The sequence below is a fragment of the Flavivirga sp. 57AJ16 genome (assembly GCF_028736925.1).
Taxonomy (GTDB): domain Bacteria; phylum Bacteroidota; class Bacteroidia; order Flavobacteriales; family Flavobacteriaceae; genus Flavivirga.
The window spans coordinates 308238-321042 of the sequence record NZ_JAQZAT010000001.1 but is presented as its reverse complement, the minus strand read 5'-3'; the positions used below and the strand labels follow the sequence as shown (position 1 = coordinate 321042).

The 12805-nt window shown below is 36.4% G+C and carries 9 protein-coding genes; 3 read left to right on the top strand and 6 right to left on the bottom strand.

The genetic code is table 11. From position 1 onward, the window contains the following. Positions 1 to 4 precede the first annotated feature (4 nt). Positions 5 to 3814, top strand: coding sequence for a DUF6443 domain-containing protein (locus PQO00_RS01340; RefSeq protein WP_274183019.1), 3810 nt, complete (start codon positions 5 to 7; stop codon positions 3812 to 3814). 10 nt (positions 3815 to 3824) lie between these two features. Continuing rightward, positions 3825 to 4079, top strand: a complete 255-nt coding sequence (locus PQO00_RS01335; protein ID WP_274183018.1) for a hypothetical protein — start codon at positions 3825 to 3827, stop codon at positions 4077 to 4079. Between the two features lie 2256 nt (positions 4080 to 6335). Here the strand turns inward: PQO00_RS01335 and PQO00_RS01330 are convergent. Genes PQO00_RS01330 through PQO00_RS01315 form a run of 4 tightly spaced genes read right to left on the bottom strand, consistent with a single transcriptional unit; the run spans position 6336 to position 10837 of the window. Next, a complete protein-coding gene (locus PQO00_RS01330; protein WP_274183017.1) occupies positions 6336 to 7388 on the bottom strand; it encodes a cytochrome-c peroxidase in 1053 nt (350 codons plus the stop codon). Positions 7389 to 7402: 14 nt separating this feature from the next. Further along, positions 7403 to 8173: an MbnP family protein gene (locus PQO00_RS01325; RefSeq protein WP_274183016.1), complete on the bottom strand. Its 771-nt coding sequence runs from the start codon at positions 8171 to 8173 to the stop codon at positions 7403 to 7405. A gap of 4 nt (positions 8174 to 8177) precedes the next feature. Beyond that, complete coding sequence (locus PQO00_RS01320; RefSeq protein ID WP_274183015.1) at positions 8178 to 9524, bottom strand: hypothetical protein; 1347 nt, start codon at positions 9522 to 9524, stop codon at positions 8178 to 8180. A gap of 47 nt (positions 9525 to 9571) precedes the next feature. After that, positions 9572 to 10837: a choice-of-anchor B family protein gene (locus PQO00_RS01315; RefSeq protein ID WP_274183014.1), complete on the bottom strand. Its 1266-nt coding sequence runs from the start codon at positions 10835 to 10837 to the stop codon at positions 9572 to 9574. Between the two features lie 218 nt (positions 10838 to 11055). Here PQO00_RS01315 and thiL point away from each other — a divergent pair, with 218 nt between their 5' ends. Then, positions 11056 to 12102, top strand: a complete 1047-nt coding sequence (thiL, locus tag PQO00_RS01310) for a thiamine-phosphate kinase (RefSeq protein ID WP_274183013.1) — start codon at positions 11056 to 11058, stop codon at positions 12100 to 12102. Here thiL and PQO00_RS20305 read toward each other — a convergent pair. Continuing rightward, the gene (locus tag PQO00_RS20305) at positions 12092 to 12427 is read right to left on the bottom strand and encodes a hypothetical protein (RefSeq protein WP_337992821.1); all 336 of its coding nucleotides are present in this window, start codon (positions 12425 to 12427) and stop codon (positions 12092 to 12094) included. The genes thiL and PQO00_RS20305 overlap by 11 nt on opposite strands. Positions 12428 to 12498: 71 nt before the next feature. Beyond that, positions 12499 to 12765, bottom strand: coding sequence for a hypothetical protein (locus PQO00_RS01300; RefSeq protein ID WP_274183012.1), 267 nt, complete (start codon positions 12763 to 12765; stop codon positions 12499 to 12501). Between the last annotated feature and the right edge of the window lie 40 nt (positions 12766 to 12805).

The following is a 12805-nucleotide window of genomic DNA, read 5'->3' as shown; positions in this document are numbered from 1 at the left end:
CCCCATGAGACATTATATATACACCTTTCTGTTTTTATTGGTATCGCAGGCCGCCCTATCGCAAACACCAGCAACGATAGTCAAGGACGGCAGTTATACGGTAGATTCGAGTAGCGGGACCGTTACACTAACGGCCACCCAGAGCATTACCCTAAAACCAGATACATGGATCAAGAGCGGCAGTACCTTTTTGGCGCAGATCGTAGAGCCCACGACGGCGCTGGACGATTATACGCCCTTTTCCTTTAGTAACGAGAACTATGTGTTCACGCGGAGTTTTCAGGTGCCCATGGCCACTTTTAATGCGGTTACTGCCAAAGAGGGGGATGTTGTGGAAAGCATCACTTATTTTGACGGTCTGGGCAGGCCCATGCAGGGCATCGGGATAAAGGCTGCCCCCGACAAAAAGGATATCATAACGCACATCGATTATGACGCCTATGGCAGGCAGGACAAGGACTGGCTGCCCTATCATGAAACATCGGGCACATTGGGCACGTACCGGGGCGATAGGGCCACGGCCACCAAACAGTACTATATGGACAATTATGCCGATGACTTTACAGGGGTGACCCTGCCGGACATCAATGCCTATTCACAGAAGGGCTTTGAGGCCTCGCCTTTGAGCAGGACCTTACAACAGGGCGCTCCCGGTAAGGACTGGAGATTGGGTGGCAACAACGAAATCGAGTTTGTTTATGGGGCCAATGCTACTAATGAGGTACGTCTCTACCAGGTTACATTGACTCCCTTGGGCAGCAACGGACTTCTTGTCTATAAACCTACCTTAACTGGGGGGAGCACCTATTATGGCGAAGGAGAGCTGTACAAAACCATCACCAAAGATGAAAACCATGATGGGACAACATCAAAAAACCGTACTACTGAGGAATTTAAGGACAAACAGGGACGGGTTGTTCTTAAGCGTACCTATGCCGATATAGGTGGTGTATCAACAGCTCACGATACGTATTATGTCTATGATGATTACGGAAACCTTTCCTTTGTTATCCCTCCAAAGGTAGATACCTCTGATGGCGTGTCTCTTTTTGAGTTTTTAGAGCTGTGTTATCAATATAGGTATGATCATCGGAACAGACTGGTGGAAAAAAAAATTCCCGGTAAAGACATGGAGTATATTGTATACGATAATCTTGATAGGCCTGTTATGACCCAGGATGCTAATTTAAAAGCTCAAAACCAATGGTTGTTTACCAAGTATGATATCTTTGGCAGAGTTGTTTATACGGGTCTGCATACAAACACGGTGCAGACCACACGGGCGGACATGCAGACGCATTTTAATACTGTTAACAATTTAGATACTGAGCTGTACGAAAGCAAAGTAACATCTGGCACTGGCTATGACAATTCCTATTATACCAATGCTAACTTTCCCGATTCTAACATAGAGCTACATACCGTTAACTATTATGACGATTATAGCTTTGATAAGGATGGTTTGAGCTTACCTGACAATGCCGACGGCCAAACGGTCATCAATTACAATGATGCGAATAAGGTATTGACCAATGGTCTTGCTACTGGCTCCAAGGTAAGGGTGCTGACCACCAATGATTGGATTACGAGTCTTACGGGGTATGATGTCAAAGGGCGGCCTGTTTATGTAGCCAGTAAGAACAATTATCTATCGACCACGGATGTGGTCACCAGTAAACTCGACTTTGTCGGCAAGGTGGATAGGTCTACGGCGACCCATACCAAAACCGGCCAAAATGCCATTACGATCCAGGATGATTTTGTACATGATCATGAGGGCAGGCTGCTGAGACAAAAACAGGCCATTAACGACCTTGATCAGGAAACCATCGTGGACAACTCCTATGACGACCTTGGGCAATTGGAAGCCAAAGGGGTCGGTGGCAGGTCATCGAACGCGAACAGGCTGCAAGAAGTAAATTACACTTATAATGTTCGGGGGTGGTTAAGGGGCATTAATAATACTGGTGGTAGCAACACTGCCATTGCACTGGGCGCAAACGATCTGTTTGGCTTTCAAATAAATTACAATGCATCCGATACTGGTGGAACAGCATTGTTTAACGGAAACATTAGCCAGACCTTGTGGAAGTCCACCAGTGTCAATACTACTGGGAATCCTGTTGCCAATAAGTATTCCTATGGGTATGATGCCCTGAACAGGATTACGGCAGCTACTGGCAATACGAGCAACTATGACCTAAGTTCTATAGCCTACGATAAGAACGGTAACATTACCAATCTTGTTAGGCGCGGGCATACCAATAGTGGTGCGACGACCTTTGGGGTGATGGATGACCTGACCTACAGCTATAATGCGGGAAATAAGCTCATGAAAGTGACCGATGCCGCTCCCTTGGACCAGTTCGGGTTTAAGGACGATGCCGTAAACACGGCTACCGACAGTGTGGATGATTATACCTATAATGCCAATGGCAATATGCTGACCGATGCCAATAAGGGCATTTCGACGGATATTATATACAACCATTTAAATTTACCGACGCAGGTTGTGTTAGGGGGTGGAAATATTTCCTATATTTATGATGCATTAGGAATTAAACTTTCTAAAATTGTAAGTCAACAAACTAGTTCAACAAGTTCTAGCAAACAAACTTTTTATGCAGGTAGTTATGTTTATGAAATAACACAATCCTGTACTGGTTTAGATACAGATAATGTACAGTGTTATGTACCTTTAGGTGAGGGTTTAAAATTCATTAACCACCCTGAAGGCTATCTGGAACCAAAAAATCAGTTTGATTTATCACAAGGGTTTAATTATATTTACCAATATAAAGACCATTTGGGGAATGTAAGGCTTTCTTATAGTGATACGGACGGTAACGGACAGATCTCTGCCTCGACAGAGATATTGGAGGAAAACCACTACTACCCCTTTGGGCTTGAACATAAAGGATACAATGCAAACGTTGCAAGCACAAATCCAGCCCAGAAATACAAGTACAATGGCAAAGAGTTCCAAGATGAGCTAGGACTTAATATGTATGACTATGGAGCAAGGTTCTATGAGCCTGCAACAGGAAGATGGTTTACGCCCGATGCAATGGCTGAAAAGTATTATGACCAATCCATATATGTTTATACATTAAATAACCCTATCATCTTTGTTGACCCAGATGGGAATCAAGTGGCTATGTGTTGCGACGGGTTAGTTGATTTTGCAAAAGGTCTTGGCGATGTCGCTCTAGGCTTAGCATCAGCAAACCATATAAGCCAAGCTTATAGTCAGGTTAGAACTGGAATAGATATGTATAATAATCCAGATCAGGCAACTGAAATAGCACTTAATTCTACTGGTATTCCAGGAATGATTGAAACGGCTAAAGGTGCTGCTAGTGGAGATGCTAGATCATTAGGGCAAGTGACAGGGGTGGTTTTAACGGCTGTTCTTACTAAAAAATTAGGATCTAGATCTATTAAAACTAGTAGTTCATCATCACAAAAACTATATAGAGGAGTTAATAGTGAAAGTCCTGCTTATAATAATGCTACAAAAGGAACTGCTAAACCTAGAGGAGGTGATGCTACGGCAGCAGAACATAATGCGGGAAATACAAGTAGTAATTATACTTCATGGACAACAAATAAAGAAGTTGCTAAAAATTTTGCGTTAAGAAAGAATGGTAACGGTGTCGTTCTTGAAGCAAATGTTCCGAAAAGCTCAACAGTATCTAGTCCAAGTGTAAAAAGTGTCAATTTGAAACAATCTCCAGGTACTATTGTGAATGAAGCAGAGGTATTGGTAAAAGGCACAGTTAAAAAAGCGAAGACAACACATGTTAATCAATAATTATTAAAAAATGAAGTTTCCAGTTATAAATGAACAACAAGTAGCTCTATTAATTGCAGAAAAAGCTACGGGCGTTGTGCTAAATACAAATTTAGATACATATAGGGAAGATATAGACAATGGCCCTGTTTACAAAATTTTTGAAAATCTAACGAAAGCTCAGGGTTACATAAAAAACTTAAAATCAAATAATCCTGATATAGAGTTCGTTTTGTATGATAATGAGCAATCTGTTATTGAATATATATATGAAGATGAAAAGTAAGGTCTTCTGCCTCGTTGGGTTATAGTCTGCGCTAGTTCGAGTTTGCAACTCGGACTTCCATAGGTAAGAAAAAAGAGAGAAGCCACCTTTAACAAGGTGGTTTTTTATTTATAAAATAGATTGAATTTTACGTTTAGAGATAAAGGCCCCGCTCCCGCTAGTTTTAAAAACTAGTGGCGTACCGAGTAAGAAAAAAAACAAGCCACATTAGATAGTTGTAGTGTGGTTCTTGTTTATAGCCCTGCTAGTCCTCGTATGCGCTAGCGCTTCGTCTTTGACGAGTGCCGTGTCGAGTAGGCAATAAATAAAAATAAGAAGCCGCGCTTTAGCGATAAAGTGTGGTTTTAGTATACGTTCTTAAAAATAAAATTTTTGTAGCTGCTCTTTGGAGTAATAGGCTGTAAAAGGTGACCGTAGTTGAAAAAAGCGCATAGACTACTATCCCTTTGGATTGAAACATGAAACATCGCAGTTATAGTTATAATAACCAATCATCCTTATAAGTATATCTAGAAGGAACCTAATAAAGAACTTAGGTGTCATGTATGACCGACCTTTTAACATATTTTGGTATTAGTCAAAAGCAGAAAATCTGAATTATTATGCAGTTTTCAGGCTTATAAAGATTAATGGATTAAGCCATTCTTTTTGCTTTTTTGATAGAGAAAATGTTTGGTTTTTGTATGATCTTTATAATCTCTCCATTTTTGTCAAATTCAAAATAGTTCTTACAGCACTTGCAAATCAATTCGGGAGCGTTTGCATTTGTTTTATTTAGGCGAAAATAATTGTGTCCATAAGTAGCGCAAAATAAGGTTGAAGTTGCATTCGTTTTCATAAATCTGGTATTTACTTAGGATAAATTAAGTAAAATCTTACATATATAAAAGAAAAATGCTATTTATTTAACGGGTAATATGGTGTTTTATGTCTTTAAAATCATTTTTTAACGATAAAAGGATCGTTTGAAAGAATAATACCAATTATTATTTAAAATGAGCTATAAATAATTTGAATTATATTTTGATCAGATAAGATAGAAAATTCAATCATAGCCTTAGTTATGGTTTTATACCCAGTCAAGCTGAGCACATGTTTTATATTGAAATATGAGCAAAATAGAAACAAATTATATGGGTTGTTTTGAGTAATAATTGGTATAATACCATTTCTACCATAAAATACAACATATAATTCGTTTATTTTTCACTATTTCTACATTATAAAAATAAATCGTAGCTAAGGCTATGATAGATTTTCATGCTTTGAACTAGCAAAAACTAATTCAAATTATTTATATCGCATTTTATAGCAGAACAGGTATAAGTGAAAAGATTTTAAACTTTCTTTATTTTGATGTGAAAGTAGTTCATTCTATCTGCATCAGATTAAAGACATAAGACCGCTTCGCTTAGAATACGGCATGAAAGCTTTGTTTTAATTAACTAGGAAATAGAAATGAAACTATTGCTTTCCATAAATCGGAATCATTCAGACAGTCTTACTACCTTTAAAAGCAGGTATCTAATTCTAAAGTTTTTCTAATATAGCTATACCTGGACTTTAAACTAGGTTAGTTCATTTTAAACGAACAGCACTATTTCCAATTAAAATAGAATATAGAAGGGTTTATAATATGGGTTTTTTAAAATTCAGAGACTCTTCTCTTTTTAAGATAACTGTGGAAATCATCCATTTCTTTATACACAGATAGATTTATGATATGACCATTATTGGTTGAAATGAAGCGATTTTGACATGATTTACAGATTAATTCTGAAGTTTCATTATTTATTTTTGCAACGCGTAAATAGTTATGTCCAAATATGGAGCAAAATCTATTTATAGGTTTTTCATATGTCATGGTTGTAGGAAATTTGGGAATCCAAATATCGTAAAAAATCATACAAAATTGATTAAACGATTTTTTTTTCGATGAAATACATGGTGCCGTGGTACCTTAAAATGAAGATGATTTAATCTAATACCAATTATGAATTAAAATACGCAATTCAAACACATTCATTAATTCGTTTTATCACTTTACTCCTCATTTCCATAGCTTAGGCTATGCAAATAACACGTAGCAGGCCAAAACAAATAAGCAATGTCGTTTTCTGTAGCTCATTTTAATTCATAATTGGTATAAGGAATCGCTCGAGGCTTGTCTCGGGGATAGTCGGTTTCAAGAAATTTTTTATTAATTAGTTGATAACCAAAAACAGTACAGTTTGTATTTGAGTGGGATTGATGCCTTTACTGATTTGAAAAAGCAGGATTATTTATAAATTCATCATCAGAAAGAGCTAGTAAAAAAGCTTTCAAATCTGCTTTATCCTGAGCTGAAAGTTGTACGCCGCCTTGAGCTACTTTTTTCATTAAAGGATCAATAGTCGGGGAGTTTTGTAAACCTTCACTATAATGATCAATAACTTCATCAAGTGTAGTAAACCTGCCATCATGCATATAGGGTGCGGTGAATGCCAGGTTTCGTAAAGAAGGGGTTTTAAACTTTCCATTATCGGCGGGATCTCCGGTGACTTTGCCTAATCCTAAATCTGCAAAAGTAGCATCTAAACCATTGTTATGAAAAATGTTATCTGTCCATAATGGGTTTTTATCACTACCATGGCAATGAAAGCAATCCCCTTTTGTTTCATCCATAAAAACATTAAAGCCATTAAGCTCTTGAGGTGTTAATGTCGTTTCGTTTAAAAGATACTTGTCAAATTTTGAATTAGAAGAGATTAAAATGCGTTCAAATTGTGCAATGGCTTTGGTAATAAGAGTAGAATCTATGGTTGAAGCTCCAAATGCCTGTTCGAATAATTTAGGATATTCTGAGTGCTGTTGTAATTTTTGTTCTACTTGTTCCCAGGTATTATGCATTTCTAAAGGATCTGTTACGGGTTGAAAAGCTTGATGCTCTAAGCTGAACACGCGGCCATCCCAAAAGAATTTCTCGTCGTAATTCCAAGCCAAATTAAAGAGGGGCATGGTGTTACGCTTGCCAAAAAAACCATCGATCCCATCGCTAAATCGGTCTGTATCCGAAAACGCATTTCCTGGGGCATGACAGTCTGCACATGCCTGTGTATTATCTGCCGATAATATGGGGTCGAAGAATAATTTTTTACCTAAAGCAATACCTTCAACAGTTTGTGGATTATTTATGGGTACAACGGGATCAAGTATGTTGTCTTGAAAAAGTTGGGGAATTTGTAACGGACTTGATGTAGGGACATATGTATCTACACTTTCATTTGAACATGACACACAAATGAAAAAAAGCAGCATATAATATGACATCCATTTAAGCATTTTTATTGATTCACTGCATTTAAACTAAATACATTTTGTCCATTTTCAAACATCATGACCTGAGCATTAAAGTTTGGCATGAGCATATTGTTTAAAACATTTAAGTCCCATGTATTTGGATTTTTAAACCATTCGGCAATGTTCATGTTAATTTCAAAAGTGGCATTATTGGTGATCGTAACTTCACCCAAATCAACTTCAAAAAAAGTGTCTTCAAAACTCAGTGTTGCTCCAGTAGTGTCGACAGCTCTTATAGCATGGTAAGCGTAACCTGTTTCGGTAGTTGCATTATCAATAAACTTACCTTCTAACTGCATGAAGTGATAACCGCCTCCTAACATGGCTGGAACATTCCAGGAAGCTGCATTTAAATCAGGATAATTACCATTATAATTAGCATCATTATTAAAGCCAAAAGTAAAGAGCACTTTACTAAAAGTTCCTGTTGGAATGGTTGTAGTTGGCGTAAAGGACAGATTGGCATTGTTGGTAACATCAACTAAATTATAACCATCAAGGACAATTATTTCTCCATCTGATTTTTGAAAAGTGATACTTGAAATAAGGTATCTTAGTTTTGTAATACTTAATTCTTCACCGTTTGCATTTGTGTATTGAACAGTATTAAAATTTGCATTTGTAACTACAGACCCATCCCAATTATGGTTAAAATTAAATGTAACATTGGCTTGAGAAACATTATCATCATTATCCGAGCCGCAGGATAATAACGTAATAATACTAAAAACGAGTATAGGGAGTCTATTTCGCATCTTCTTATTTTATTTTAAAGATTAATAAATCTGTAAATCCTTTATTGCTTGGAATATCAATGTTTGCGCTATTAGATTCTCCGACTGCGATAACGCTTTTATCATCAAGTTCAACAGCATCATAAGCAAAATCGATATCGGAGCCACCAACGATTTTTTGCCATTCTAGATTTGCATGGTCATCAATTTTTATAATCCAAGCATCATTTTGTCCGTTATTATTTAAAATATCTCCGTCCGAACTTCTGGAACTTCCAGAAATAATGAATCCGTTATCTTGAGTTTTAGAGATAGAGCGACCAACATCAAAACTAGTGCCTCCAAACGTTTTTTCCCAGATTAAATTTCCTGTCGGTGTTATTTTAATTATCCATAAATCGGCAGCACCATTATTATACGAAACGTCTAAATCATGACTTCTAGTGTCTCCAACAATAACATAATTACCATCGGATGATTTTACAATGGCTCTAGCCTCATCAGTTTCAGAGCCACCAAACGATTTTTCCCAAACAAGATTGCCTATATCAGATATTTTAATAACCCAAAAATCGTAAGACCCTTTGTTGCCCTTTATATCCACATCATCACTATCTGAAGATCCTACAATGATATAACCATGATCTTCTGTTTGAATAACATCGTAAGGGGTATCTGTGAAAGTACCACCAAAAAATCTGCTCCATTGTTTTTCGCCAGAAGCATTTAGTTTAATGGCCCAATAATCGCCGCCAGCATGTCTTTTTGAAGCAAAAGATTTACTGTTTCCTTCGCCATTTGAGGCAGATACATCTAAAACACCAGTTAAAAGATAGCCATTATCGATGGTTTGAATCATTGAAATACCATGATCTGCTCCAGAAAAACCAAAAGATTTTTCCCAAGAAATAGTGCCAGAAGCATCTAGTTTAGAAACCCAAAAATCGTTAAATCCATTATTTTCAGTGACATCACCATCATTACTTTTGCTATAACCTAAGATAGCTAATCCACCATCTGATGTATGGATAATATCACTACCACGATCGTCATCACTACCTCCATACGTTTTCTGCCATTGCAATGTATTATTTTGATCATATTTTATTAACCAATAATCAAAAGATTCATTTTGTTTATTTTCAACATCACCGTCTATGCTTTGCACATGCCCTAAGATAACGTAACCGCCATCTGAAGTTTTAACAACAGATTGTGCACTTTCATTTTTGGTGCCTCCAATGGTTTTTACAAAATCTATTTCTTTTTTTATGTCATTGGGTGTTTCGTATGGTGAGTCATCGTTATTAGAACAACTACAAAAAAAGGCAATACCAAATGCTAAAAAAAATTTTGTTCTTGCGATTTGCATAGCGGTTTTTATTGATTTTTCATGGTTTAATACTCCAAGGTAGTTTATTAAGAACCGCTTTTTTTAATGACAAATAAACCTCTTTCAATATCGCTTACTATAATATTGCCACTTGGTAAGTATGGATAGACATTCCATGCACCATTAAAACCTGTATTGTCATTTTCTGGATGTGTATCAAAGAATCCTATTTCTGTCATAGTACTGCCTGCAATTTGCGAAATATCTATCATTCGCACGCCTGCCCTATAACTGGCTTGATAAAATATATCGCCTTTTACATAGCCGTTATGATCAATTGCTGTTGAGGCTCCAAAATAATCCATATGATAACTAGGCGTATCCAAATCGGAAAAGTCAAAAACAATGGTGCGTGTATTGGTGCCAATATCCCTTTCATCTAACTCGTCACCTAAGATAAAGTAATTAGAATCTTCTGTGAACCAACCTTGGTGGGTGTATCCAACATTGGAGTAGCTTATATCTGAAATCTTTATTGGATTGGATTTATCGGTGACATCAGCAATAACAACTTCATTTTCATTACTTCCAATTAATATTTCGCGGCCTGTATAATCTGTGTCTGGACCATTATAAGTTATAACTTGAGCATCGTGAGAATAACCTCCTGCTCCAAAACCACCTTCAGAAACGGGTGCTGTTGGGTTTTGAATATTTATAAATAATGGACCGCCAGCAAACGGTCCACTTCTGTTGGTACCCACAATGTAAGCGTACCCACTCATATTATTTATTACCACATTATGTGCACTTCCAAACCCAGTAAAATGGGCATCGGGAGTAAATGTTTCGGGTGGATTGGTAACGTTTCTTAAGCGTGTTAAATCAAATATTTGCATCCCGTGATTTCCAGCATTATCTGCCACAATAAAGGCATGGTCTTTATAAACTTTCACATCGCGCCATGGACTGCTCGTTGTTGCGGTTGGAACATTGCCTAAGTATATGGGGTTGTTTGTATTGGTGATATCAACAAAAGATACATTGGTATCTGTTGCCATTAATGCATATTCCTTATCAGTAGTTGGATCTACCCAGCCCCAAGAGTCATTTCCTTCGGCAGCTCCAAAAGTAGTCAACGGTATTTGCGCCATTAAATCATAATCATTACAAGGATAGATATCTGCGAAACCATTTTCACAAGGTGCTAATATATTGGTTCCAGAAGTGTCTGTATCATCTCTAACAATGGGCTCATTATTATTTCTTTCACAAGATTGTGCAGATAAAAATAATAAGGAACCAAAAACAAATAGCTTAATAAAACGAATACTTTTTTTTAAGTAGTTCATGTTTACAATTTTTTTAATTAATCTTTATTGAATGATACCATTAGTAAGATTTGATATGTCTTTGATCGAAAAACGAATGTTATAATAAATATATTGTTATGCGTTACATAGTGTAAAGTAATAAAATTAGTTTAATAAATGGATCAAAAAGTGTTCCACCTTATTGGTTTTTTTGAAAGTTTATTCGTTTATCTATTCAAGCTTCTTATTTTTGCACTATGATAGAAGACAAAAATCAACAGAGAACCCAATTAAGTGATTTAGGGGAGTTTGGACTTATAGACCACTTGACCAAGAGTTTTAAAGCGAGCCATGCATCGACAGTAAAAAGTATTGGAGATGATGCTGCTGTTTTGGATTTTAAAAACAAAAAAATTGTTGTTACAACCGATTTGCTCGTTGAAGGTGTTCATTTCGATTTAAGTTATATGCCTCTAAAGCATTTGGGCTATAAGGCGGTTATTGTTAATTTATCTGATGTATACGCTATGAATGCTGAAGCTACACAAATCACGGTTTCTATAGCGGTGTCCAATAGGTTTCCGTTGGAAGCTCTTGAAGAATTATACGCAGGCATAGAAACAGCTGCAAAGATTTACAATATTGATGTTGTTGGTGGAGATACTACATCGTCAACAACAGGATTATTAATTTCTGTAACGGCTATTGGGGTCGTTGAAAGTAACGATGAGGTGTATAGAAATGGTGCAGAACCTACTGATTTATTAGTGGTTACTGGAGATTTGGGTGCTGCCTATATGGGGTTACAGGTCTTGGAACGCGAAAAGGAGGTGTACAAAGTAAATCCTAACAGCCAACCAGATTTAGAAGGCTATTCTTATATTATAGAGCGTCAATTAAAACCTGAAGCGCGAAAGGATATTATTAAATTATTGAAGGATTTGGAGGTAAGACCATCTTCGATGATTGATATAAGTGATGGGTTGTCTTCAGAAATTATGCATTTATGTAAACAGAGTAAAGTGGGGTGTGATTTATATGAAGAAAAAATTCCGTTAGACCCTCAAGTGATTTCTACATGTGAGGAGTTTAATATTGATAGTACTACAGTTGCTTTAAATGGAGGGGAAGATTACGAGCTATTATTTACAATTTCCCAAGATGATTATTCTAAAATTAAAGCGAATCCAAATTTTACCGTCATTGGTTATATGAAAGAAGAGCAAGCAGGAATACATTTAGTAACTAGAGCAGATACTAAAATACCTATTAAAGCACAGGGCTGGAAAAATTTTAATGCCTAAATACTAATAAATTGGCAGGGTTTATAGTTGAAGGTTGCTTATGGCTTGGTTTCACTTTATGCTTAATATGGATATACTCTAGTTCATTATCATTTGCATTAGAGTATTGCGCACCACTCGATTTCATCATATGTCGCTTGATATGAATACGCTCTAAAACATCATTTATTTCTTTAAATTTAGGCGTAAGATCAGTCAAGTAACCACTTCCGTTGGTAGTGAGTTCTTTTTTGCAGTTTCTACAAGTATACTCTTTTACGTGGTATGTAACATTTCTTGATACTCGGTAATCATGTCCGAATACCTTACAATGAATGTTTTTCATTAAGGTTATTAGATTAATTAGTTAGAGCTTATTAAAATATATAAAAACAATCAGATGTAATTAAAAAGATGTTAATAAATCGACGAAGCGAGCGTTTTCTTCTTTAAACGTTCTGTTCTAGAGGCATGTATCCGTTCTAAGATGTCGTTTATCTCTTTAAATTTGGGTGTAAGTTCAATTAATTGACCATTACTATTGGTTGTTAATTGCTTTTTACAGTGAGAGCATGTGTATTCCTTAACATGGTACGTGACTTTTTTGGTTACTAGATAATCATGGCCGAAAAGGGAACAATACATTTTAGGAATAAAAGTAGGTTTGTTAGAGTTTTTATTCATGGTTAAAAATTTATGTGCAATAAATCTAAAATAAAAATCT

What these genes read in the sequence shown, in the direction of transcription:
- PQO00_RS01340 (WP_274183019.1), top strand. Translation starts at nt 5, where the DNA reads ATGAGACATTATATATACACCTTTCTGTTTTTATTGGTATCGCAGGCC.
- PQO00_RS01335 (WP_274183018.1), top strand. Translation starts at nt 3,825, where the DNA reads ATGAAGTTTCCAGTTATAAATGAACAACAAGTAGCTCTATTAATTGCA.
- PQO00_RS01330 (WP_274183017.1), bottom strand. Translation starts at nt 7,388, where the DNA reads ATGTCATATTATATGCTGCTTTTTTTCATTTGTGTGTCATGTTCAAAT.
- PQO00_RS01325 (WP_274183016.1), bottom strand. Translation starts at nt 8,173, where the DNA reads ATGCGAAATAGACTCCCTATACTCGTTTTTAGTATTATTACGTTATTA.
- PQO00_RS01320 (WP_274183015.1), bottom strand. Translation starts at nt 9,524, where the DNA reads ATGCAAATCGCAAGAACAAAATTTTTTTTAGCATTTGGTATTGCCTTT.
- PQO00_RS01315 (WP_274183014.1), bottom strand. Translation starts at nt 10,837, where the DNA reads ATGAACTACTTAAAAAAAAGTATTCGTTTTATTAAGCTATTTGTTTTT.
- thiL (WP_274183013.1), top strand. Translation starts at nt 11,056, where the DNA reads ATGATAGAAGACAAAAATCAACAGAGAACCCAATTAAGTGATTTAGGG.
- PQO00_RS20305 (WP_337992821.1), bottom strand. Translation starts at nt 12,427, where the DNA reads ATGAAAAACATTCATTGTAAGGTATTCGGACATGATTACCGAGTATCA.
- PQO00_RS01300 (WP_274183012.1), bottom strand. Translation starts at nt 12,765, where the DNA reads ATGAATAAAAACTCTAACAAACCTACTTTTATTCCTAAAATGTATTGT.